The 24,225-nt window shown below is 70.8% G+C and carries 19 protein-coding genes; 12 read left to right on the top strand and 7 right to left on the bottom strand.

Annotated features, from left to right (window positions below; genetic code table 11):
• Window positions 1-7 precede the first annotated feature (7 nt).
• The 4 genes from rbfA to CRP49_RS03510 all read left to right on the top strand — a co-directional run bounded on the left by rbfA (window position 8) and on the right by CRP49_RS03510 (window position 6,324).
• Entirely contained in the window at window positions 8-469 is a 462-nt protein-coding gene (gene rbfA, locus CRP49_RS03525; protein ID WP_097252107.1) for a 30S ribosome-binding factor RbfA, read from the top strand.
• The gene (gene truB / locus CRP49_RS03520; protein WP_097252106.1) at window positions 466-1,371 is read left to right on the top strand and encodes a tRNA pseudouridine(55) synthase TruB; all 906 of its coding nucleotides are present in this window, start codon (window positions 466-468) and stop codon (window positions 1,369-1,371) included. The genes rbfA and truB overlap by 4 nt, the downstream gene beginning before the upstream one ends.
• Window positions 1,372-1,642: 271 nt before the next feature.
• On the top strand, window positions 1,643-5,233 hold the full coding sequence (locus tag CRP49_RS03515; protein WP_107487104.1) for a serine protease: 3,591 nt from the start codon (window positions 1,643-1,645) through the stop codon (window positions 5,231-5,233).
• 131 nt (window positions 5,234-5,364) lie between these two features.
• Window positions 5,365-6,324, top strand: coding sequence for a bifunctional riboflavin kinase/FAD synthetase (locus tag CRP49_RS03510; protein ID WP_097252105.1), 960 nt, complete (start codon window positions 5,365-5,367; stop codon window positions 6,322-6,324).
• A 104-nt stretch (window positions 6,325-6,428) separates the two neighbouring features.
• Here CRP49_RS03510 and CRP49_RS03505 read toward each other — a convergent pair whose 3' ends face one another.
• From CRP49_RS03505 to eccE, 3 genes are all read right to left on the bottom strand, one after another.
• Entirely contained in the window at window positions 6,429-9,740 is a 3,312-nt protein-coding gene (locus CRP49_RS03505) for an SCO5717 family growth-regulating ATPase (RefSeq protein ID WP_097252104.1), read from the bottom strand.
• 361 nt (window positions 9,741-10,101) lie between these two features.
• Complete coding sequence (locus CRP49_RS03500) at window positions 10,102-10,860, bottom strand: hypothetical protein (protein WP_257033643.1); 759 nt, start codon at window positions 10,858-10,860, stop codon at window positions 10,102-10,104.
• A 5-nt stretch (window positions 10,861-10,865) separates the two neighbouring features.
• Window positions 10,866-12,236, bottom strand: coding sequence for a type VII secretion protein EccE (gene eccE / locus CRP49_RS03495; protein WP_097252102.1), 1,371 nt, complete (start codon window positions 12,234-12,236; stop codon window positions 10,866-10,868).
• Window positions 12,237-12,442: 206 nt separating this feature from the next.
• On the opposite strand from eccE, the gene eccB reads away from it, so the two are divergent.
• The 3 genes from eccB to CRP49_RS03480 are packed head-to-tail and all read left to right on the top strand — an operon-like array spanning window position 12,443 to window position 15,867.
• Entirely contained in the window at window positions 12,443-13,966 is a 1,524-nt protein-coding gene (gene eccB / locus CRP49_RS03490; RefSeq protein WP_097252101.1) for a type VII secretion protein EccB, read from the top strand.
• Window positions 13,967-13,993: 27 nt separating this feature from the next.
• Entirely contained in the window at window positions 13,994-15,259 is a 1,266-nt protein-coding gene (gene mycP / locus CRP49_RS03485; RefSeq protein ID WP_097252100.1) for a type VII secretion-associated serine protease mycosin, read from the top strand.
• Complete coding sequence (locus CRP49_RS03480) at window positions 15,259-15,867, top strand: hypothetical protein (protein ID WP_097252099.1); 609 nt, start codon at window positions 15,259-15,261, stop codon at window positions 15,865-15,867. Before mycP ends, CRP49_RS03480 begins: the two co-directional genes overlap by 1 nt.
• Before the next feature lie 30 nt (window positions 15,868-15,897).
• Here CRP49_RS03480 and CRP49_RS03475 read toward each other — a convergent pair whose 3' ends face one another.
• The 3 genes from CRP49_RS03475 to CRP49_RS03465 all read right to left on the bottom strand — a co-directional run bounded on the left by CRP49_RS03475 (window position 15,898) and on the right by CRP49_RS03465 (window position 17,610).
• Window positions 15,898-16,317, bottom strand: a complete 420-nt coding sequence (locus CRP49_RS03475; RefSeq protein ID WP_257033305.1) for a hypothetical protein — start codon at window positions 16,315-16,317, stop codon at window positions 15,898-15,900.
• Between the two features lie 69 nt (window positions 16,318-16,386).
• A complete protein-coding gene (locus CRP49_RS03470; protein ID WP_097257174.1) occupies window positions 16,387-16,740 on the bottom strand; it encodes a DUF4333 domain-containing protein in 354 nt (117 codons plus the stop codon).
• Window positions 16,741-16,920: 180 nt separating this feature from the next.
• On the bottom strand, window positions 16,921-17,610 hold the full coding sequence (locus CRP49_RS03465) for a hypothetical protein (protein ID WP_143669957.1): 690 nt from the start codon (window positions 17,608-17,610) through the stop codon (window positions 16,921-16,923).
• Window positions 17,611-17,774: 164 nt separating this feature from the next.
• Here CRP49_RS03465 and CRP49_RS03460 point away from each other — a divergent pair, with 164 nt between their 5' ends.
• The 3 genes from CRP49_RS03460 to CRP49_RS03450 are packed head-to-tail and all read left to right on the top strand — an operon-like array spanning window position 17,775 to window position 19,933.
• Window positions 17,775-18,080: a hypothetical protein gene (locus tag CRP49_RS03460; protein ID WP_143669956.1), complete on the top strand. Its 306-nt coding sequence runs from the start codon at window positions 17,775-17,777 to the stop codon at window positions 18,078-18,080.
• A gap of 32 nt (window positions 18,081-18,112) precedes the next feature.
• Window positions 18,113-19,384, top strand: coding sequence for a putative T7SS-secreted protein (locus CRP49_RS03455; protein WP_097252096.1), 1,272 nt, complete (start codon window positions 18,113-18,115; stop codon window positions 19,382-19,384).
• 33 nt (window positions 19,385-19,417) lie between these two features.
• Window positions 19,418-19,933 (top strand): hypothetical protein, encoded by a 516-nt coding sequence (locus tag CRP49_RS03450; RefSeq protein ID WP_179851487.1) that lies wholly within the window; start codon window positions 19,418-19,420, stop codon window positions 19,931-19,933.
• 64 nt (window positions 19,934-19,997) lie between these two features.
• On the opposite strand, the gene CRP49_RS03445 is transcribed toward CRP49_RS03450, so the two are convergent.
• Window positions 19,998-20,711, bottom strand: a complete 714-nt coding sequence (locus tag CRP49_RS03445; RefSeq protein ID WP_097252095.1) for a hypothetical protein — start codon at window positions 20,709-20,711, stop codon at window positions 19,998-20,000.
• Between the two features lie 393 nt (window positions 20,712-21,104).
• Between CRP49_RS03445 and CRP49_RS03440 the strand changes: the two genes are divergently transcribed.
• Together CRP49_RS03440 and CRP49_RS03435 are read left to right on the top strand one after the other, a co-directional pair.
• Window positions 21,105-21,614, top strand: coding sequence for a hypothetical protein (locus CRP49_RS03440; protein WP_097252094.1), 510 nt, complete (start codon window positions 21,105-21,107; stop codon window positions 21,612-21,614).
• A gap of 73 nt (window positions 21,615-21,687) precedes the next feature.
• Window positions 21,688-23,988: a hypothetical protein gene (locus CRP49_RS03435; RefSeq protein WP_097252093.1), complete on the top strand. Its 2,301-nt coding sequence runs from the start codon at window positions 21,688-21,690 to the stop codon at window positions 23,986-23,988.
• Window positions 23,989-24,225 lie beyond the last annotated feature (237 nt).

The raw sequence follows: 24,225 nt of genomic DNA, 5'->3' as shown, positions 1-24,225 counted from the left end.
CGGACCAGTGGCCGACAACGCGCGGGCGAAAAGGCTGGCGGACCTCATCCGGGAGGTGGTGGCCCAGAAGCTGCAGCGCGGGATCAAGGACCCGCGGCTCGGCTCGCACGTCACCATCACGGACACCCGGGTCACGGGTGACCTGCGGGAGGCGACCGTCTTCTACACGGTCTACGGGGACGACGAGCAGCGGCAGGCCGCGGCCGCCGGCCTGGAGAGCGCCAAGGGCATCCTGCGCTCCGAGGTCGGCCGCGCGGCCGGCGTGAAGTTCACTCCGACCCTCACCTTCGTCGCGGACGCCCTCCCCGACACCGCCCGGACCATCGATGACCTCCTCGACAAGGCACGGCAGTCCGACGCGAAGGTCCGCGAGGCCTCCGCGGGCGCGTCCTACGCGGGCGGCGCGGACCCGTACCGCAAGCCGGCCGAGGACGAGAGCGCCGAGACGGACGGCGACGCCGCGGAATGACCCAGAAGCACACCACGCCCGACGGCCTTGTCATCGTCGACAAGCCGTCGGGCTTCACTTCGCACGACGTGGTCGCCAAGATGCGCGGCATCGCACGCACGCGCCGCGTCGGCCACGCCGGCACCCTCGACCCGATGGCCACCGGCGTCCTCGTCCTCGGTGTGGAGCGCGCCACCAAGCTCCTCGGGCACCTCGCCCTCACCGAGAAGGAGTACCTGGGCACCGTCCGGCTCGGCCAGAACACCGTCACCGACGACGCCGAGGGGGACATCACCTCCTCCACCGACGCGTCCAAGGTGACCCGGGACGCCATCGACGCCGGCATCGCCAAGCTGACCGGCGACATCATGCAGGTGCCGTCCAAGGTCAGCGCCATCAAGATCGACGGCGTACGGTCGTACAAGCGGGCCCGCGAGGGCGAGGACTTCGAGATCCCCGCCCGGCCGGTGCGCGTCTCCTCCTTCACGGTGTACGACGTCCGGGACGCCGTCGCCGAGGACGGCACCGCCGTGCTCGACCTGGTGGTCTCGGTGGTCTGCTCCTCCGGCACCTACATTCGCGCCCTCGCCCGCGACCTCGGCGCCGACCTGGGCGTCGGCGGCCACCTCACCGCGCTGCGCCGCACCCGCGTCGGGCCGTACAAGATCGACTCCGCGAAGACGCTGGACCAGCTCCAGGCGGAGCTGACCGTGATGCCGATCGCCGAGGCCGCCGCGGCCGCGTTCCGACGCTGGGACGTGGACGCCAAGCGCGCCCGGCTGCTCCTCAACGGCGTCCGGCTGGAGATGCCCGAGACGTACGCGGGCGCCGGCCCCGTCGCCGTCTTCGACCCCGAGAGCCGCTTCCTCGCGCTGGTCGAGGAGCACAAGGGCAAGGCGAAGAGCCTGGCCGTCTTCGGCTGACCGGCGTCCGGACCGCGCCGCTCCACGGGTACCAGCCCGTGGAGCGGCGGCCACGGGGTACTGCCCTTGCCGCCGCTCCACGGTCCCCCCTCGGTTCCCCCACCCCTAGGGTGTATCCAGCCGCCCCCGCCTATTCACCCGACCGGGCAGGCGCTCGGAGTGAAGGGGGGGAGCGGAAGGGGGCGCTTTCACCCCGAGTGCTGTCCCGCTGATCACCACGCCCCTACCGTCGATCGCGAGGGCACGTGTGTACGGGCGGGGAGGTACGGCCATGGCGGGTCGGGTCGGCGATGCGAACCGTACCGGCGTCTTCGGCCGGGGCCGGGACGAGAGCCACAGAGACCAGGACGAGAGCCGTAGGGGCCACGGCGAGCGCCGTGGGGACGGCACGGACTGTGCCGGCGATCCGCGCACGGGCCGTGCCGGCGATCCGGCTCGCACAGACGTCCTCGTCCGGATCCGAGACCTGGCCGGCCGCCCCCGCGGCGTCGGCTTCCTGGCCGACCATCACGGCACCCTCCTCACCAGCCACGAGGTCGTCGACGGACTCGCCCGGCTGGTCCTGCACACCGCCACGGACCGCACCCGCGTGGTCGACGCCGCCGACGTCACGCCGCTGCCCGCGCTCGGCCTGGCCCTGGTCCGCACCGAGGGCCTGGACGTGGACCCCCTGCCGCTGACCGTCCGGGAGCGCGTCGAGGCCGGCACCTACGTCCGGATCGCCGCCGGCTGCTGGCGCGAGGCACGGGTGCTGGCCGCCACCCAGGTGACGTACACCGCCACCGACCGCTTCCACCTCGTCGAGGACGCCCTGGAGCTGGCCATCGGCACGGCGGGCCGGGACGCGCTCCGGCTCGGCGGCGGCGCCTGCGGGGGACCGGTGCTGGACGCGCGGACCGGCGCCGTCCTCGGCGTCCTCGGCACGGCCCTGCACTCCACCGCGCCCTCCCCTGTGCACTCCGCCCAGCGCGACGCCTGCTTCGCGGTGCCGCTCCGGCCCGCCGACGGCCCGCTGGCCGAGCTGCTCGCCCGCAACGCGGCCACCGTGCCCGCCTACGGCGCCGACCTCAACCTGGCCGGCGTCCTGGAGCTGACCGCCACCTCGGTGGGCCAGGACGGCCCGCCCGGTGCCCTCGCCGGGCACGTCGGAACCGCCGGTCCCGGCCGCGTGCAACCGGTCGAACGCGCCGACGTGGCACGGGAGTTGTCCGACTTCGCCGACGGTGAACCCGACCGTGCCGTGCTCGGTCTGGTCGGCGCACCGGGCAGCGGCCGTACCACGGAACTCGCGGCCCTCACCGCCCGTCGGGGCCGGGCCGAGCGGCCCGCGCCCACGCTGTGGCTGCGCGGCGCCGACCTGAGGGACGCCGACGACTCCGTGGCCGACGCGGCCCGCCGCACCCTCCAGCGCGCCGCCCGGATCGTGGCCGCCTCCCGCTCCGCGCACCCCGCCGACCTGGGTGACCTCACCCCCGAGCGCCTGGCCCGCCTCGCCGGGCGGGCCGGCCGCCCGCTGCTGCTCCTGCTCGACGGCCCGGAGGAGATGCCCCCCGTGCTCGTACACCGGCTGCCCGAGTGGACCAAGGGGACGGCCGCGTGGCTGCGGGAGACCGGGGCGCGGCTGGTGGTGGCCTGCCGGGAGGAGTACTGGGAGCGCGCCGCGGCCGAGTTCCCGGCGGACCCGCTCCCTTGGCCCGCGTGCGTACGGCTCGCCGACCTCACCGAGGACGAGGCCCGCCGGGCCCGGACCCGCTACGGCATCCCCGACGGCGCCCTCACCGACCGCGACGCCAGGCACCCGCTCACCCTGCACCTCCTCTCCGAGGTCCGTGCCGCCCTCCCGGACGTCCCGCCCACCGGGCCGCTCGACCGGCACGAGGTCTTCGCCGCCCACCTCGACCTGATGTGCCTGCGCATCGCGGTCCGCCTCGCCGCCGAGAACGGGCTGCGCGGCACGGCCGTACGGCGGCTCGCGGCCCGGGTCGCCGGGCAGGTGCACGAGGCCGCCCGGTGCAGCCTCGGCCCCGGCCAGGGCGAGCTGGACCGGGCCTCCTTCGAGGCGGTGTTCCCCTGGGGGCCCGCCCCGGCCCGGCTCGGCGGCGGCTCCGGCTGGGCCTCCGCCGTCCTCACCGAAGGCCTGCTGGTCCCGGCCGGCGGCGGCTACCGCTTCGCGTACGAGGAGCTGGCCGACTGGATCCAGGGCATGCACCTCGACCTGGACGAGGCCCTGCACGCCCTGGTCCACCGCCCCCGCACCCCGCAGGGACCGCACCCGCTCCCCGTCCCGCACCACCGGATCGGCCCCGTCGTCCAGGCCATGCTCCTCCTCGGCCGCCAGCAGGGCCCCCGCCAACTCTCCCTCCGGCTAAGGGAGTTGGTGGATGCCCTGGACCTGGACCCCACCTCCTGGTGGGCCGCCCGGCTGCTCGCCCACACCCTCCTCCAGGTCCCGGACGCGACGCCGTACACCGACGTACTCCGCCTCCTCGCCGACCACATCGCCGGCTGGCGCCTGGCCCGACGCCCCGTACCCTCCGAGTTCGGCCCCGCCTTCTGGACCGCGCTGCCCCTCCCTGATGCGGAGCGCTTCGCACTGCTGCGGGGGCTGGTCCTGGCGGACGGGGAAGCGTCGGACCCGGGGTGCGCCGCCGCGGGTGAGCGCCACCTGGACGCCGTGGCCCGGCTGCTCGCCGCCGAGCCCGCTGTCGTACAGCCGCACCTCACCCGCTGGTTCGACGACGAGCGGCCGTTGCCCGCGACGCCGCACGCCACCGTGGCGACCGCCGCGCAGGCCCTGCTGCACACGCACCGGCACGGGGCCCTGGACGACCTCACCGAGGTGCTCGTGGAGAGCGCGCACCGCAGGGCCGACGAGCTGCTCGCCGTCCTCGCCGAGGACGAGCCCTCGGCGCTCTGCCGGGCCGTCGACCGCTGGGCGCACGACGAGCGCCCCGCCCGCCGGGTCGCCGCCGTGGCGTACGGGCTGCGCGCGGCCCCCCACGTCCGCTCGGCGGCCGACCGCGAACTGCTGCGCTACGCCGCCCTCGCCCTGCTCGCCCGCCCCGCCGACCGCACCCTGCCCGGCGGCGCCCTCGCCCTCCTGGTGCGCGACCCGGACACCCGCGACCGGTATCTCGCCGAGGCCCTGCGCCACTTCGCCGACGGCGACCCGCAGTTCCCGCCCGCCGCCCTGGTCCCGGCCCTGACCAGCCACACCGAGCCCGTCCTCGAGGCCTTCCGCGCCCGCCTGCGCGGCGCCCCGGACGCCGGGGAGACGCTCCGCACCCTCGCCGACGTCACCACGCCGGCCCTGGCCTGCCGGGTCGCCGCCCTCGTCCGGGAGGCCGCCGGGCTGCGGCCGGAGACCGCCGGACACGTGGCCGCGTACGTCGACCGCCGCCTCGACCAGGGCCCCGCCGCCCGCCCCGTCCTGCTGCCCCTGGTCACCCGCCTCCTCGATGGCGGCCCCGAAGGGGTCCGGGCGGCCCTCGCCACCGTGCTCGCCGCCCCCGGCACCCCCGTCTCCCGCCCCCTGCGCCGCGAGCTGCTGGACTTCCTGCTCGCCCGCGAGCACGAGCCGGACGTCCTGGACGCCGTCCTGCAGGCGGCGGCCCCGCACGGCGAGGACCGGGACGCGGAACTGCGCGCCCTGGTCCACCGCACCGGCCTGCTCCTCGTCCGCACCCCCGAAGGTGCGACCCGGTTCGACTGGGGCCTGGTCGTCCTGGCCCGGCACGTGCCCGGCTTCGCCGCCCGGATGGCCCGCTGGCTGGGCGAGACCCCTCAGGACTGGGCCGCGGTGGTGGGCCCCAGCACCCGCCGCATGATCGAGAACCTGGCCGGGGTACGCGTACCGGCCTGACCGGCCGCCGCGAACGTGCGCCCGGTCACAGCCCCCATGCCGATGCCGGACCGGGGCACCCGGCATGGCACCCTTAGACCTGCACAAGAGGTCAACGGTAGACACGGACACGGGTTCGAGGAGCGGTCACAGTGCAGCGCTGGCGTGGCTTGGAGGACATCCCCCAGGACTGGGGGCGCAGCGTCGTCACCATCGGTTCCTACGACGGTGTTCACCGCGGCCATCAGCTGATCATCAAGCACGCCGTCGACCGCGCCCGCGAGCTGGGCGTCCCGGCCGTCGTCGTCACGTTCGACCCGCACCCCAGCGAGGTCGTCCGCCCCGGCAGCCACCCGCCCCTGCTCGCCCCGCACCACCGCCGCGCCGAGCTGATGGCGGAGCTGGGCGTCGACGCGTGCCTCATCCTCCCCTTCACCACCGAGTTCTCGAAGCTGTCGCCGGCCGAGTTCGTCGTCAAGGTGCTGGTCGACAAGCTGCACGCCCGGGCGGTCGTCGAGGGCCCGAACTTCCGCTTCGGCCACAAGGCGGCCGGCAACGTGGAGTTCCTCACCGAGCAGGGCAAGATCTACGACTTCGAGGTCGAGGTCGTGGACCTGTACGTCACCGGTGAGGCGGGCGGCGGCGAGCCGTTCTCCTCGACCCTGACCCGGCGCCTGGTCGCCGAGGGCGACGTGGCCGGCGCCCGCGAGATCCTGGGCCGCCCGCACCGGGTGGAGGGCGTGGTCGTCCGCGGCGCCCAGCGCGGCCGCGAGCTGGGCTTCCCCACGGCCAACGTCGAGACGCTCCCGCACACCGCGATCCCCGCCGACGGCGTGTACGCCGGCTATCTGCACGCGCAGGGCGAGGTCATGCCGGCCGCGATCTCCGTCGGCACCAACCCGCAGTTCGACGGCACCGAGCGCACGGTGGAGGCGTACGCCATCGACCGCGTCGGCCTCGACCTGTACGGCCTGCACGTCGCCGTCGACTTCCTCGCCTACGTCCGCGGCCAGGCGAAGTTCGAGTCGCTGGAAGCCCTGCTGGAGCAGATGGCCGAGGACGTGAAGCGCTGCCGGGAGATCGTGGCGGCGGAGGCGGCGGCGGAGGCGTAGGCGTAGGCCTTCGCTTCTCTTCGGCTTCGCTTCTCTTCGATTTCGCTACGACACGAAAGGGCGGCCGGTGCGGTGAGCACCGGCCGCCCTTTCGTCGTGCCGTCCTACTGCTGGGGCGGCGGCGGGGCCTGCGGAGGCTGCCCGCCCTGCGGGGGCTGCGGGTAGCCGTACAGCTCGGGCTGGGGCGGCTGTCCCTGCTGCGGCGGGTACGGCTGGCCGGGGGCGGCCTGCGGGTACGGCTGTCCCTGCTGCTGCGGCGGGTAGGGCTGGCCCTGTTGCGGCGGGTAGGGCTGTCCCGGCTGCTGCGGATACGGCTGGCCGGGGTACTGCTGGCCCGGGACGGGCTGCCCCGGCATCGGCTGGCCCGGCATCGGCGGGGCGGCCACCGGCGGCGGGTTGCCGTTGCTGGTCCACAGTCCGTGCGACTGCTGGTGGCGTACGAAGTCCTCGGCGACCATGGCGGCGAGGTTGAAGTACGCCTCCCGCACCTTGGGCCGCATCATGTCGAGGTCGACCTCGGCACCGGCGGCCAGGTGCTCGTCGAACGGCACCACGACCACACCGCGGCAGCGCGTCTCGAAGTGCGCCACGATGTCCTCGACCTTGATCATCTTGCCGGTCTCGCGGACCCCGGAGATCACAGTGATGGAGCGGGAGACCAGGTCGGCGTAGCCGTGCGCGGACAGCCAGTCCAGCGTCGTACTGGCGCTGCTCGCACCGTCCACGGACGGCGTCGAGATGATGATGAGCTGGTCGGCGAGGTCGAGCACCCCGCGCATCGCGCTGTACAGCAGACCCGTGCCCGAGTCGGTGAGGATGACCGGGTACTGCTTGCCGAGCACGTCGATGGCGCGCCGGTAGTCCTCGTCGTTGAACGTGGTCGACACGGCCGGGTCCACGTCGTTGGCGATGATCTCCAGGCCGGAGGACGCCTGGGACGTGAACCGGCGGATGTCCATGTACGAGTTGAGGTACGGGATCGCCTGCACCAGGTCGCGGATGGTCGCACCGGTCTCCCGGCGCACCCGTCGGCCGAGCGTGCCGGCGTCCGGGTTCGCGTCGATGGCGAGGATCTTGTCCTGCCGCTCGATGGCGAGGGTGGAGCCGAGGGCGGTGGTGGTGGTCGTCTTGCCGACACCGCCCTTGAGGCTGATCACCGCGATCCGGTAGCAGGACAGCACCGGCGTGCGGATCAGCTCCAGCTTGCGCTGCCGCTCGGCCTCCTCCTTCTTGCCGCCCAGCTTGAAGCGGGACGAGGCGGCCGCGGGCCGGCCGCTCTTCGCCTTCTGCTTCTTGTTGTTGAGCAGCCGGTCCGAGGACAGCTCCACGGCCGCGGTGTAACCCAGCGGCGCCGCACCCGGGTTGGTCATCTGCCGCTGGTCGTGCTGGATGGGCTGCGGCCAGGCGGCACCGGCACGGGGGTCGGCGGTCGGCTGCGGGGCACCCGCGGCGGACTCGGGGTTCTGCGGGGGCTGAGGCTGCTGCCCCGGCTGCGGGAAGCCGTAACCACCGGGCTGGGCCGGGGGGTTGGGGGCGTCGGGCTGGGGGAAGCCGTAGCCGGACTGGGGGTTGGGGCCGTTCTGCGGGGGCTGAGGCTGCTGCCCCGGCTGGGGGAAGCCGTAACCGCCGGGCTGGGCCGGGGGGTTGGGGGTGCCTGGCTGCGGGAAGCCGTAGCCGGATTGCGGGTTGGGGCCGTTCGGCGGGGATGGCTGCTGTCCCGGCTGGGGGAAGCCGTAACCACCGGGCTGGGCCGGGGGGTTGGGGGTGCCGGGCTGGGGGTTGGGGCCGCTCGGCGGGGGCGGCTGCTGTCCCGGCTGCGGGAAGCCGTAGCCGCCGGGCTGGGCCGGAGGGTTGGGGGTGCCGGACTGCGGGTGGGGGCCGCCCGGCGGCGTCGGCTGCGGTGCCGGAGGCGGCGGGAAGCCGTAACCGCCCGGCGGGGTCGGCTGCGGTGCCGGTGCGGGGGGCGTCGGCTGGCCGGCGGTGGGGGCGGGGACACCGGGGACGCCAGGAACCGGCGGGGCGTAGGGCTGGCCGGGCTGCGGTGCGGGCTGCGCGGGCGCCGGAGCCGGCGGAGTGGGGGTGCCGGGCTGGTTCCAGGCGGCGGGCGCGGGCTGGGGTGCCTGCGGGTGGAACGGCGGCTGCTGCTGGGGCGGCACGGGCGGCTGCGCCTGGGCGGCGTACGGCTGCGGCGCCGACGGGTCGGTCGGCTGCGGCTGCGCGGGCCACTGCGCGGCCGGGGCCGGGGCGGCGGGCTGGTAGGAGGGCGGCAGCGGCGGCACGTTGCCCTGCGGCGCCGGTGGGGGAGCCCAGGCGGGCTGAGGGCCCGGTGTGGCTTCGGGGGCTGCGGAGGGGGAGCCGGCGTCGCCCTGTGCGGCGTCGGGGCCTGCGGGGGCGGATGCGGGGACCTGTGCGGCCTCGGCGCTCGCGACGGCGGGTCCGTCGGCCTGCGCGTCCGCGCTCACGGCGGGAGCCTCGCCCGCCTGGGCGCCGCTGTTCTCCGGGGCGGGCGCCTGCGTCTGCTCGCTCGGTGCGGAGGCGTCCGGGGACGCGCCCTCGGCCTGGGCGGCGTCCGCGCCTGCCGTGTCGCCTTCACCGGGCTCGGTGTCGGGCGCGGACTCGGCGTCGGTGTCCGGGAGGCCGGTCTCCGTGGCGTCCGCGCGGGCGTCCGTCTCGGCGTCGTCCTCGGACGCGGCGTCCCCGCCGTTCCCGTCGTCCTGTGCTGCGCCGTCGTGCGCGGTGGCCGCACGGGAGGACGTGTCCACGGCGGCTGCGGCTGCGGCTGCGGCCGCGGCCACGTCAGCGTCCGCCTCCGGACCGCCGTCGCCGTCTCCGCTCGCAGCCGACTCGGCAGCACCACCCGGCTGTTCGGCAGAGGGTTCACTGCCGTGCGTCTGGCTGCCGGTCTCGGCGTCGGTCCCTGCCTGGTCGGCAGTGGCAGCGGCTGCCGCGGCCGACCGCTCCGCGATCTCCCGCTTCACCGCCGAGGCGGAGATCCGCATGGTCGCGCCGCTGACGAGGTCACCGCTGTCCTCCTCGCTCGGCACCAAGGGCGCGACGGCAGGGGTGGCCGGGGCCGCGGGCGGGGCGACAGGGTCTGCCGGAGCCACGGGCGGAGCGACCGGGGTGGGCGGCGCCGTCCAGGCCGGCTGGTAGCCGCTCCCGGGCGGCACGTCAGGAACCGCGAAGGGCTGACCGACCGGCGGCGGCGGAGGCGTGGCGGGCGCGGCCGCCGGGGGCGGCACCGGGGCCGCGGTCGGCGTACCCGACGCACCACCCGACGCGTTCTGCGTGTACCAGGCGGGCGGCGCGTAGTCGATCGTGAACTCGCCCGTCATCTCGATGCCGGACTCCGCGTCGGTCTGGTCGTCGTCGGGTGTGTCCCAACCCCCGCGGATCCCGTCCCGATCGCTGTTCACAGTTCCTCCTGGTGTGGTCGAACACCCTCATGCCGTGCCTGGGGGCGACCGTTCCTGTCGTACGATTCGCCGGGCTTCCCCCTTGGGCCAGTTGGCCCCTTTTGTCGCGGAGCGCGCACTGCCCGCTCGCGGAAACCCGCGACGTGCCCGGTCCCAGCCTAATCACCTGAACCGTGGGCCCGGCAGGCCCGGCGGCCCCTTCACGCCCGTCCGACGCGTCACACCGGGCCTTCGACCTCCGCGGCACACACGTACGTACACCAAAACGTGACGAAGACGCGGCGCGCTCAGCCCCCGATAGTGCGCGAATTCACGCGATAGCGCGCCAGTCCCCGTGAAAACGGGCCAAGTTGGACGCCCGTCAGTCCATCCGGCGTGCCACGCCCAGCAGTCCGGTCTCGGGGTCCGTCGCCCGCGTCACCACGTACTGCCGGTCCCGCTCCGTGCACCACAGCGTCACACCGTCCGCCAGCGTGGGCAGCGACTCGACCTCCGGGCGCGGCAGCCCGAGCACCCGCCCGATCTCCGCCGCCTCGTCCGGCGACACCCGCTGCACGCCCACCAGACGCGCCTGACGCATCAACCGCGGCGCCACCGGGCTCAGATACGGCAGCAGCGTCAGCACGGACTGCCACGGCGCCGACACCACGCGCCCGCGCGGCGGCCGCATGCCGCAGTCCCGCACCACCAGCACGGGTGTGCCGGCCGAGGCGCCCTGCGGGGGCACGCGGCCGACGTCGTACACCGCGAGGCCGTTCTGCCCGCCGCCCATGGCGTGCACCATCGGCATCCAGGCCTGCGCCCGCCCCGTCTCGACCGCCACGCGCGCGCCCGTCGCCGCGGCGCGCAGCGCCATGACCTGTGCGGTCCACAGGCCGCCGATGAGCACGATGTCGTACGGCGTCGGACGGTTCACCCCGAGCACGGCGGGCTGGCCCTCGGCGTTGTCGCCGACCACCACACCGTCGTCGCCGATGGGCAGGGACAGTGCGTCGACCTGCTCCAGGGGCAGCGTGTGCCGCGGATGGCGGGGGCCCAGCAGGCCGAAGCCGGTGCGCAGCCGCTCGCCGAGGCCCGGCGCCGACCCGTTCGTGCCCGACGGTGCGGGCGAAGTCGTCATGGCCATCAGCGGGAACCTCCGAGCGGCAGGGTGGCGAGAACGCCGGGGAGTTGTTCACGGTCGAGACGCGCGAGCCCGGTCCGCGTCTGCCGCGCCGCATGCTCCAGATCGCGCCGCGCGTCGGTCAGCTCCTGGTTGCTGCGGCCGGTGATCCGCAGATGACCCGTGATGGCCACGTCCTGCTGCGCACCCTTGGCCAGCGTCAGGCTGAAGGTCGTCGCCAGCGCGGGAACCGCGGTCAGCTGCGCCACCAGCTGCGCCAGCGAGCCGCCCGATCCGCCCAGTTGGGGCCAGCGGCGCACCCAGTAGGTGGTGTGCCGGCGGTTGTCGCAGCGCCAGCTGCGGCTGGACTCCTCGGTACGGCGCTGCGGCGCCTCGCCCCGCCCGGCCTGGGCCGCCTGGGCCGTCACCATCGGGTTGGCGCAGGCGGAGGTGGCGATGGCGGCCGTCAGCTCCTCCTCGGTGAGCACGCTCGCCTGGAACCCGGCGCCGGTCAGCCGGCTCGCCAGGTGCTCGGCCGCGCGCGTCAGGCACTTCTGCGCGCCCGGCAGCCCGCCGCCACGCGCGGCCACGGCCTCCGGGCACAGCTCGGGATCGAGCTTCAGCGCGATCCACGTGATGCGCACCGCGGGGGAGCCGGTCTGGGCCTGCAGCGGCGCGTAGTTGCTGACCACGACCGACTGCTGGGGCAGGTGCAGCGCGGGAGCGGGCTGCGTGTGCACCACGATCTGCGCCGACTCCAGCCGGATCCCGTCGACTTCGAGGACGTCCCGTACGAGGGCCAGCGGCAGCGGTCTGCGGCTGCGCTCCGCGCGCAGCGCGTCGGCGTCCGACTCCACCTGGAGCACCGCGGTCAGGAAGCCGCCGTCGCCCACCATGCCGATCGGCCGCTGGTCGCGGTCGTCGCCGCGGCTGTAGCTGTACGTGCGCAGGGTCGGGTCGCACTCCACGGCGGGCGCGAGACCGGAGTCGGTGCCCGGCGGCAGCGGCGTGCTCGCGGCCCGCCGCCTGCGGGCCCGCAGCGCCAGCAGCGTGCCGAGCCATTCCGGCAGGGAGCGCCCCCGGCGTCGTACGACCGCGAGCACCACGAACAGCGCGGCGACCGCGACGGCGGCGATCAGCGCGACCGTACCCAGGAGCCACCCGCTCACCACGAGCGCACCCGCGATCTCCAGCAGCACCAGCCGCTGCACCGCGAACGAACCGCCGCGCCCCGAACGGGACTCCACATGCGGCGCGAACGCGCCCTGGTACGCCGTGGGTGCCTGCTGGGCGCCCGGCCGGGAGGAAGAAGTGCCGCGACCACGCGACCGGCGCGCGCCGCCCGATCGTGACCCCGATTGCGATCGCGACCGGGTCCGCGTTGCGGAAGCCATCACTCCAAAACCCCCGAACTCTCCCGAAAACCCTGGCGCTCCGGTCCCTTCAAGCCCTGAGCACCCTACCCGTGCCACACGCACGTCCTGGCAACAGGCATAGTAGGGGCCGGGTCTGACAGTCGAGACACCAGAGGCAACCGAGGGCGGGGGACGGATCTTCACAGGTCCCCCACGGCTCCGCAACGGGGAGAGAGCGGACACAGATGGCATCACGGCGGGACGAACTCAACGCCTACACCTTCGCGAAGCGCCGTACGCTCGCATCATTCCTGCAGCCCTCCCCCTCCGGCTCGGAGGAGGGCGCCCCCAAGCCGCTGAGCGCACTGGTGCCCGGCCTCGTCGTCGGCGCCGTGGTCCTCGCGGTGTTCGGCGCGATCGGCATGTTCAGCCCGACCGCGCCCAAGGGCTGGGACGACCCGGAAGCGCACGTCATCGTCGCCAGCGAGTCGACCACGCGGTACGTCGTCCTGAAGACGGGCAAGCAGAAGCAGCTGCACCCGGTCCTCAACATGGCCTCGGCCAAGCTCCTGCTGGACCCCGACAAGGACAGCGTCATCACCGTCGACGAGAAGATCCTCGACAGCGGCAAGCCCCCGCACGGCGCCACGATCGGCATCCCCTACGCCCCCGACCGCCTGCCCTCCCCGGACGAGGCCTCCGCCGCCAAGCGGTGGGCGGTCTGCGAACGCCCCGGCGACGGCGGCCGCGCCATCCAGAAGGCGGCGTTCGTCCTCGCGAAGAAGGAATGGCCCAAGACCGAGGGGTCCGACAAGCTCACCGGCGGCGACCTGATGTACGTCGTCGCCCCGGACGGCAAGACCCAGTACGTCGTCGACGCGCGGGGGACGGCGTACCAGATCGCCAACCCGAGCGACAAGGAACTGCTCAAGGCCCTCGACACCCAGGGCCGCGCCCCCCAGCGCGTCTCCCAGGACTGGCTGGACACCCTCAACAAGGGCGACGCGATCTCGATCCCGCCTATCGAGGGCACGCCCGGATCGAAGGCCGGCGCCGGCAGCCTGCTGGGGCAGTACGACAAGGTCGGCGAGATCCTCACGGCGCCCGACGGCCAGACCATGCAGTACTACGTCGTCCTGCGGGGCAAGGTGGCCCGCATCTCCGAGTTCACGGCCACACTCCTGCTCAACAGCGGTGCCCTCATCGACGTGGGCCAGGCGGGCGAGGCGCAGAAGGTCAGCCCCGCCGCGGTCGCGGACAGCACGACGTTCGACGGCAACCACAACTGGCCGACGTACAAGCCGAAGACGGTGAACGACGGCTCCAGCACCACCAGCGGCCGCAACACGGTCTGCAACGTCCTGCTCTCGGTCGCCGGCAAGGGCAAGACCACCCTGTCGACCTGGGTGGGCAAGGACTTCCCCGCCCAGCTGCCCACCGGCTCCTCCAGCGGCTACGTCACCGCCGGCTCCGGCCAGCTCTACCGTCAGTTCCAGGGCACGGAGACCGACGCCGGCGGTGTCTTCCTGGTCACCGACACGGGCCTGCGCTACGCCCTGCAGTCCAACAGCGACAGCGCCACCGACGACCAGGGCATCGGCACCTCCGCCAAGCAGCGCAAGGAGGAGCTGAGCGAGGCGCAGATCGCCCAGACCCGCCTCGGCTACGAGAAGGTCAAGCCCACGCCCATCCCCCTGGAGTGGTCGACGTTCCTACCGACGGGCCCGCGCCTGTCGGAGGCGGCGGCGCGGCAGCCGCAGGGTTCGTAGCGGCGCGGGCAGAGGAGAAGCGAACTGATGCTGAAGGCAAGGACGTCGGGGACCGTGGCCCGGGCAGGGGGCGTGGCCGCCGCAGTGGTCCTCACCGCGACGACCACGATGGTCGCCCTCCCCGCTTCCCCGGCCCGGGCGGACGACGGCCAGTGCACGTTCCCGTCGAAGCCCTACGCGGGCCGGCCCTGGGCGCTGCAGCGCGTCAACCTGGACGAGCTGTGGGCGCAGTCGACGGGCAAGGGGGTGCAGGTGGCCGTGATCGACACCGGTGTGGACGTAAAGAACGCGCAGCTCACCAAGGCCGTGGACGCCTCGAAGGGCAAGAACCTGCTGCCGCCCAAGAACGCCAAGGGCGAGAAGATAGAGCGCGGCAACAACTCGGGCACCACGGACACGGTCGGCCACGGCACGCGCGTGGCCGGCATCATCGCGGCCCGCCCGCTCAAGGGCACGGGCTTCGTGGGCCTGGCCCCAAAAGCGACGATCATCCCGATCAAGCAGAACGACGCCGAAGGCGACGGCACGGCGGACACGCTGGCCACGGCGATCAAGTACGCGGTCCAGGCGGGCGCCGACGTCATCAACATCTCCCAGGACACAGCCAAGGCGCTCGACCCGAAGGATTCGACCCTGAAGGACGCCGTCGACTTCGCCCTGCGCCAGAAGGTCGTGGTCGTGGCCTCGGCCGGCAACGACGGCCTGGGCGGCAACGTCAAGCAGACGTACCCGGCGTCGTACCAGGGCGTCCTGGCGGTGGCGGCGTCCGACCGCAACAACGAACGGGCCCCGTTTTCACAATCGCAGGACACGGTGGGCGTCGCCGCACCCGGTGTCGACATGATCTCCACAGTTCCCGGCGGCGGCCACTGCTCGGACAACGGCACGAGTTTCTCGGCCCCCTATGTCGCGGGCGTGGCGGCCCTGTTGAAGGCCAAGTACCCCAACTGGACGGCCCAGGAGGTCGTCGCCCAGATCGAACAGACCGCGGAACGCTCGATCCCCGGGCACGACCGGCTGGTGGGCTGGGGCGTGGTGGACCCGGTGAAGGCGCTGACCGACGTGGACCCGGGCCACCCCGTCGAGTCCCCGAAACCCGAGAACGGCGTCGCCAAGGGCGAGGCCCCGTCGGTCACGCCCCTGCACTTCGGCGAGACCGCGGACGAACGGAACTCCCGCATGGGGACGTACGTCGTGGTCGGGGGCCTGGTCGTGGTGGCGGGGCTGAGCGGTACGGCGGTGGCGGTGCGGGATGCGCGGCGCCGGCGCGGGCGGAGCCTGGGGGCCGGTTGATGGACACTCTGACCAAGCTGAACACACTGAGTCTGATCCTCTGCGCCGGCCTTGTCGCCATGGCGTGCGTGAAGGCGGACCGGGTGCGCGCCTGGCGCTCGAGCATCAATCCCTCGGCACCGGAACTGCCCGACGCCGCCTTCGTCGTCGGCCGCGTCACACTCGTGACCATGGCCGCCATCGGCGTCTACGCGTCGATCCAGGGATTCGGTGTCGCCGACGACTTGTCGTGGGACGACAGGGAGCTGAGCAGCGCGGTACAGCACGCCACGGACGACCTGGACGGCTACATGTTCAGGGTCGACGACTCCGGTACGCCGGACTACTTCAACAGCTACGAGTCGCTGCTGGAGGACAAGGTGATCGAGAACGGCGGCGGCGACGCCCCGCAGGACGGCGTGACCGCCACCGCGGCCGACGACAACACGGCCGACGACGCGTACTTCACGGTCACGGCCGAGGGCGCGGACAGCGCGTTCTGCACGCACATCGAACGCACCCGCTCAAAGAAGGACGACTACTCCCCGCCGGGTCTCAACGGTCGGGAGAGCTTCCTGAAGTATCGGGGATACAGGATGGCTGTGACGGCGCAGCAGGGGGAGTGCTGACCAAGGGGAGTGTCGGCAGGCCGAATGACCTCACAGATTGCCGAAGACCACTCCCCGCCAGGTCCAGCCGGACTTGAGGACGGTGTTCCGCAGTGGCTCGCGCAGCCGCGCGCTGTCGAAGCGGAAGGTCTCCGTCGCTTCGAGGCCACCGCTCTCCCCGCGTCCGATGGTCCACCGGCGGCTGACAGTCCGGCTCGGCCCACGCGTGTACTCCGACGTCCTCCGGAGCGTCGTCGAAGTCCCGACCCGGCTGACCTCCCACTGCTCCTCGAGAGCGCGCACCTCGTGCTCCTTGTGGTCCAGCCGCACCCGGATCCGCACGGCGTGACTGACCTGGGACTGGACGAAGAGGTGCTGCCAGGCGGGCTCCGTAAACCGCCACTCCGCGAGCAGGTCGCACTGCTCACCGCCGCCGTAACGGATGACGTACGGAACATCGGGCTGATCCAACCTACGAAGGAGTCGGCCCCGGCGGAACCGGGGAGCCTTCGACATCGCCCAAGTGGCCGTCGACGTCGCTCAGTTCGCGGCCGGCGAAGCCTTGGCGTCGGCCTTGATGTCGAAGTTGATCTGATCTCCCTTGACGGAGGAGACGGTGACCGTCACTCCCAGAGTGCTGCCATCGCTCGCCGTGAGCGTGCAGCGAGTGGTGGTGCCGACCTTCCCGGCGAGGTCCTCGGGGCAGGTGATCTTCGGCTTCGGCTGACCCGTCTGGGCGGCGAGCTTCTCGGAGACCGTGGTGGCCAGCTTGTCGGCGGACAACTTCGGCTCGGACTTCTCCACCTTGACCGAGGCAGAGCAGCCGACGAGCAGCACACCGGTGGCCACGGCCGAAAGGCTCCAAGCTGCTGCGGATACACGGCCTATGGTCATGTTGAGCTCCATTTCAGGTGATCAAGACAAGGGGACGCCCGAAGCATACCGACAGCATTCCTCCGGACTTCGTACCGAAGGAGCCGCCTGGCGCGAGCCGGAGGATATTGCCACTGCCACCCTGCAAAAGATCCTCACCGATAAGGAGAAGGATCGGCAATTGTGAGGGGTGAGTGAACGTCAGTCCCACACGGACGTCGGCGTGTGCTCAAGAACGTCACAAAGGAAATTGAGCTTCGGCAGCACGTCCGTGGGGCGTAGACGCCCCTCGAACCAGGTGATCAACTCGCCCTTGTCGAACCGAAGAGGAACGCCGTCGGCCCGGGGGTCGGTGCGGAGGAAATTCTCCAGCTTCCCGTTGGCGAACTTCCCGTCGAGATCGCCCGGTTCGTGGACCACGGCGCGGGGGACGGTGCCGGGTGTGGTGACCGAGAAGACGGAGTAGTACGTGGTCTTCGTGTCAAGGCGCTTCGGCCCCGCCGACCGGACGGTCTCCTCGTCGCGGTACTCGAAGCAGCGGATGCTACGGCCCCGGTGACGGCCCTCGATGTCGTCCCAGGCACTCAGCCCCGACGACAGGTTCGGGAAGGGGGCGACGCCTTCGTAGCGGTCGACGCCACCTGCGTCCTGCGCCTTGTACGTCCACCCGTGCTCGCTCGCGAGGGCAGTGAGGCGGGACAACTCCTCGTCGCTACGGGAATCTTTCCGCGCACTTGACCAACTGGCCCAGACGATACCGCCGAAGGCACCGGCGAAGAGCACGACGATTCCGGTGCCGGCCAGGAGGAAGTAACGCCGTGGAATTTCACGGTCGTTGACGATGACCACACGGCGTCGCTCGGCCGGGCGGGACGGGGCCTCATTGTTCATGGCACAGGAGGTTACCGGCGCTCTGGGTGGCGCTGAGCGGTAGGAGTCGTGTGGGGGTAGTGAGCTGGTGCAGAGGGGGCCGGTGTTGGTGCTAGCGTGAGCGAGCTAATTCGCCAAGGCATATATGTGCAGGCGGGGTTGAGGAAAGGGGGGACTGGGGTCTCGTGTCGACTGATCTGGGAGTGGAGCCGGGGGTCCTGAAGAAGGGCGCCTCGGACATTCTGGAATGTCTGACGCCGGTCCAGAAGGTGGACCTGAAGGGCCTGGCCGAGCAGGGTTCCGCGATCGGAGATGACTCTGCGGCCGAGGCGCTGGTCACGTTCTGTGGCACCTGGGAGCTGGGGGCCGAGTTCCTCGCCGACTGCGCGGCATCCCTGGCAGAAGGCCTGAACTCGGCCAACAACAACTTCACGGAGACGGACCAGGCCATCCGCGATGCGGTGAATTCGGTCAAGTCGGACTTGAGTTAGAAGACTGAATCAGAGACGGGGAATCCGAATCCATGGCAACCGAGCTGGGGTCGACGACCGACCCCAAGGAGCTCATCCCGGGAGACACCGGAAAGCTGACCGAGCTCGCCTCCTCCCTCACCGGCTGGTCCAAGAAGTTCGACAAGATCGGCGACGGCCTGCGCGACCTGAAGATCTCAGGCTGGAAGGGCGAGGCCAGTGACGCCTTCTGGCCCACTCTGGCCAAGGAGAAGTCCAACTGGTACCTCGCGGCCGACGCGATGTCGGGCGCGGCCGACGCGGTCACCTCGTACTCCTCCACCCTCGGATGGGCACAGAAGCAGGCATCGACGGCGATCGAGCAGTGGAAGTCCGGCGACCACGACGCGGCGCAGACGACGCTGAACGCCGCGCGCAAGCAACTCAAGCCCGAGCTCGAGAAGATGACGAAGAAGCTCGGCGACCTCGCGGGGGGTGCGGCACACAGCCCTGGCTGGCTGGTGAATGCCAGGCAACGGGTCGACGACTGGAAGTGGATCCAGGATCACAGCGTCGGCAAGACGAGTCAGAACCGGTGGAAGCTGGAGACCGAGCGCTGGCTCCCGAAGGGCGACGGCCACTATCGCGCCGACAAGGTCTGGGGCAAGGACGAGGACGGCAACTGGTTCATCCGGGACAAGCCCGAGCCGACCGGGGACGAGGAGGACGGGACCACCCCCGGCAAGAAGACCAACCTGACCGTCAAGCTCGCCGAGTGGCAGGGCGGTGCCAACGTCTGGTCGGACGGCACGAAGGGAGAGACGTCCTTCGCGGGTGACGGCAAGCTGACGGGGTCGTTGGGCGTCTCGGCGCTCGGTGTCGACGGCTCCGCCGGTGCGAGCATCACCAACGGACGGCTCCAGGCCGGCGTCTCGGGCAGCGCGTACCTCGCACAGGCCTCCGCGAACGGCAGTGTCGAATACGGCTATGCGGCGGCCCAGGCCGAAGGGAAGGCCTATGCGGGTGCCGAGGCCTCCGCGAACCTGGGCGTCGGCAAAGACGGCCTGCACGCCGGCGCCGAGGCGTTCGCCGGCGCCAAGGCCACCGGCTCGGTCTCCGGTGACGTCGCCGGTGTCGGCGCCGGTGTCGGCGGCGAGGCGTGGGCGGGTGCGGGTGCGTCCGCCAGCGCTGACCTGGGGATGAAGGACGGCAAGTTCACCATCGGCGGCGAGGTCGGAGTCGGCCTCGGAATCGGCGGCAAGGTCTCCTTCGACGTCACCGTCGATCCGCACAAGCTGGTCGACTCGCTCGGTGACGCGGCCGACGCGATCGGCGACTGGTTCTAGGCTGAGCTGACGCTCATCAAGGAAGGGAGCATCATGGCGACCACACTGCCGGTCAAGATCTCGTTCTCGTTGCCGGACGGCTGGCAGGCGGCGCCGCCGGACGAGGTGGGAGCCCCCGGCGCCGCCTTCGTCGCGCTCCACCCCGCCTCCATCGACGGCGGGTTCACGGCGAACATCACCATCGCCGGGCAGATGCGCAACGACAGCGCCACCATGTGGCAGATCGCCGACGAGTCGGTGCCCCGGCTCGAACAGGCGGGAACCGTTGAGGTCGTCAAGAAGTCCGAAGTAGGCACCCCGGACATCCCGGGCCTGACGGACGCCCCTGGCGTGGTCCAGAACCTCCGCCTCCACACCACCCTGAAGGGCGAGCCACTGGAGCTGCTCCAGAGCCAGGTGTACCTCGGCATGGAGGACGTCAGGAACACGGCGAAGCGCGCGGTGATCGAACTCGTCCTCACCGCGAAGCCGAGCCAGATGGCCGAGGTGCTGGACGACTTCAAGGCCTTCCTGCGGACGGTGCGCCCGGCCGAGGAAGACTCCGACTGAACGACAGAGTGCCCGTTTTCCCGCGACCCTGCCGGCCTCGGGAAAACGGGCACTCTGATTTTGCTCAGGCAGCGCTCCAAGCCCGTTCCGGAACCCGGTCCAGGACATCGCACAGGTAGTTCAGCTTCTCGTCGACGGCCTGTGGAGTCAGGGGGCCCCTGTACCACGTGAACAGTTCGTTGTCGCGCAGCTGGAGCGAGGACCTGGTCTTCGGGTCTGTCGTCAGATAGGGCACCACGGTGTCGCTCAGAGCGTTGCGGACAAAATCCTCATCCCGGGTGATGACCCGGAAATTCTTGTCGAATTCCGGCACACCGAGCTGCATCTTGGCCCTCCGGTCGAACAGTGTGTCCAGCACGCTCGGACGGAGTATCTGCACGAACGGCCCGGAGCCAGGCGCCGTGACGATGAAAACAGACTCGATGTTGGGCTGCTTGCGTTCCCCGGTGTCCGCGCCCGACTGGAGGTTCATGGAGCGGTACTCGAAGTACTTGAAGGTGCGACCGCGGAACTCTCCCGTGGTGTAGTGCCAGGCACGCAGATTGCTCCCGCGGCCCGGAAAGGGGCGCACGCCGCAGTACTGATCGATCTCCCCTTGCACGCGTGTCTGATATGTCCACCCACGTTCCGGTGCGATCCGGGCAAGCTGCGCGTAGCCCTCTCTGATCCGCGCATCCTTCTTACGCCCGCGCGCCGACACCGTGAACACGAGGATGAACATTCCCGCGATGAAGGCGAACAGCGACCACTTGATCAGTTCCCCAGCCCAATGCTCCATGGCCCCGATTATGGCGGATGGGGGTGGTGGGGTGAACCGGGGCTTCCGCTTGATGGCACAGGCCTGGAGACGTGAGGTCGTAGGGGTATGGAGCAGAAGTAACTGAGCCGACACGTAGCTCAGTTGGGGGGTGCTGAGCGACCCGGCCGATGGGGGTGCTGGCAGTAGACGCGCATCGGGTTCCTCCGCCCAGCCCCCGCCTCTGCAGCCGGCCCTCGCTCGTCACGGCGTGCATCTGCTTCGAACATTCACACCTGACAAACATCACACAACGGACGTGACGCAAATTTTCCATGGGATGGGTTGCTATTTTGACCGGGCACCGGAATTACGGCTCAGCGCCGACCGCCCGACGCGGTCACCGAGCGCCGGGCACGGGGGAAGGGGTCACCCATGGCATGGGACGAGTGGGAGCAGCTCAAGGCACAGGCAGCCGAGCGTCAGTCGACGCGCATGCAGCTGAACCAGGTCGACGGTGGCGGTGGTTACTCCGCCATGCCCAGCCAGACCGGTGACCTCAAGGTCAGGCACGACGATCTGGTGAAGATCGGCAGCGCTGCGCACCACCTGTACAACCAGCTGTGGGACAAGGCCCGCGTCGCCGTCCCCACCAGCGATTCCGCGGCCGGAGACCTTTCGAAGCAGGGATTCGCACTCGGGTCCGGACTGCAGCACGTGTCGAACCGGTGGGACGAGCAGCTGAAGTCCCTGATGGACGCGTGCGCTCAGATCTCCAACCACATGCAGGTCACCAAGGCCGTTCACGCGAACGACGACAACTACATCCAGCGGCAGATGAGCAGCATCGACGCATTGGACGCCGGGTTCGACGAGCGGGTCGGGGCGCCGGGCGAGAAGAACCCCTACTACGGGGAGAAGGACAAGAGCAAGAAGAAGGAGTAACGGCGCCGGGGAGCAGACGACGACACCCGCCATGTCCGCCTGATGCCGCTACTCCTGGGGACGAAGACAACCAATGGACTTCAACGCTCTGTTCCACGCCAACTTCAAGCTGCTCGACGACGCCGTCACCGACTGGCGGACGCTCGTCAAACAGCTGGAAGAACTGAAGAAGGACGCCGAGGACAGCCTGCACAAGGCCGCGAACAAGGCCGACTGGGCCGGCGTCAACGCGCAGGTGTCCAAGGAGTTCATCGGCAAGACCGCCGGCGAGTTCACCGACGCCCACACGCAGGCCACCACCATCCACAACATCCTGAGCGACACCCGGGACGAGCTGAAGGAATACCACCTGCAGCTGACCGACGCGGTCTCGTGGGGCCGGGGGAAGAACCTCACCGTGGTCGACACCGGCCACGGCGGCTTCACGGTCACCGGCAACACCCGCCCCGACTGGCACTCGGACCCGAGCGGCAACACGAGCACGACCAGCCAGAAGGACGTGGACGACCTCCGCGACAAGATCCAGGGCATCCTCAACAAGGCCACCGAGAGCGACAACACGGCCAAGGACGTCCTGACGGCCATCGCGGACCAGAGCGCGATGGGCTTCTCCGACGCCAGCTACAAGAACCGGGACGAAGCCGCAGAGGCCGTCAAGGAGGCCGACGAGCTGGCCAAGCTCGCGAAGAAGGACCCCGACGACCTGTCGCTCAAGGACTTCGACCGGCTGAACGCGGGGCTGAAGAAGTACCACGACGACCCGCTGTTCTCCGAGCGCTTCGCGAAGGACCTCGGCCCGGAGAAGACACTGTCGTTCTGGGCCGCCGTCGCCGACCCGGCCGTCAGCCCCGACATCACCAGGGACCGGCGCGAGCAGCTGGGCGAGCTGCAGAAGAACCTCAGCCTCACCCTCGCCACGGCCAGCCAGAGTGACACGGTCGACATGACCGAGTGGAAGCGGCACATGATCGACATCGGCGGCCAGCCGGTCAATGGCCAGCGCGGCAACATCCTCGGATTCCAGGTCATGAGCAACCTCATGCGCGCCGGTGACTACAACGACGAATTCATGACGCAGTACGGCAAGAGCCTCATGGAGACGGAGCGCAGGTTCACGGGCGACGGCAAGCACGCTGCATGGCAGCGGCTCGGCTTCGATCCGTACCTCAATCACATGTCGGGCGACTCCGGTTGGGACCCCATGTCGGGTTACCTCAAGGGACTCTCCAACAGTCCTGATGCGGCTACCCAGTTCTTCAACGACGACTTCATCCCGAAGGACGGGGACCACGAGCACGCCGTCTCCAACTTCAAGTACCTCTTCGAGGACCGGCACTGGCCGCACGAGAGCAACAGCGACCTCAGCCAGGGCGAGAGCATCGACGGCCGCAACAGCCTGGCCGCGGCGCTCGAGGCGGCCACCACAGGGCATCCGGCGGGTGAACTGCCGACGCACGACACGCCTGCGCACAATCCGGGGCAGACCAAGCTGTTCGAAAGCATCATCTCTTCGATCTCGGACGACAACGAGCGCCTCACGGACCACGTCTACATGTCCGACAGCATGGGTCAGATCGCCTCCGAGTACCTGCCCGACATCGACCGTGCGACAACCGACGTGGATCAGCACCCGGGCAAGGGGGATGAAGACGGCCAGGCGGCGTGGGAGCGTATTCAGAAGCTCTATCCCGTGGAAGGCTCGGCGGCTGAACTGGACCATCGCGAGGTCGCAAGGTTCCTCTTCGCCGTAGGCCAAGATCCCGAGGGCTACGCAGCGGTCGAAGTGGGCCAGAAGAAGTACATGGGTAAACTCATGGACTATCACCTTAATCCTGACCTTCCGGAAAATATGCGCCCGAATCACGATCCGGAACTTACAGTTCGGGCCATCGCCGAACACTCGGGCCAGGTTTCTGGAACCTTGGCGATGGGGCGAAGCGAAGCAATCGCGGGACCCGCCGACGTGAAGGACAAGGACTTCGATCACTCGGTGTCCCAGTGGAAGAACGTCCTGTCCGGCGGAATTGGCACAGGCGTGGGTGTCGGTACCTCCTTCATTGCGTCTCCTGCGGTCGGAGCCGGAGTGGGGGGTGCCGCTGGAACCGCGACCAGCGTCATTCTGGAGGAACTGTTCAAGGACGCCGAAGGAAGTGCCAAGGACGAGGCGGGTGCCAAGATGGGCGATAGTTGGCAGAGGGGATCGGTCGAAAACGTTAAATACACCCGCGGTGGCGCGTTTGCGGCAGCCTCTACCTACCATCTCGCGCACCGAGACGACATCGCCACGTGGGCGGAGGACGCTGCCTCCAAGGGATTTCTGGGCGCCAGCTCCTACATGCAACAGGTCGGACCCGAACTTGTTACGGACATCTAAGACCTCATGTCGCCCCGGTCGAAGGAGAGGCTCGGTATTTAATGGCTCGGCGAGTTATGGAAGCCACGGTGGTGCTTGCAGTTTTCGGCATGCTCGTCGGCTGCTCAGGGCCCCAAGAGAAGAAGGCATACGCCGTACCCGGGAAACTGTGCGGCGTCCCGGTGGACCCGAAGCTGGTCTCTCCCTTCCTCCCGCCGGGCAAGCAGGCTGAGGTTCGGGGTACGCATCCAGTGCCCA

The organism is Streptomyces sp. Ag109_G2-15, from assembly GCF_900215565.1.
Lineage (GTDB): Bacteria > Actinomycetota > Actinomycetes > Streptomycetales > Streptomycetaceae > Streptomyces > Streptomyces diastatochromogenes.
Note: the sequence above shows the minus strand (reverse complement) of the source record. Positions and strands in the feature narration are given on the sequence as shown.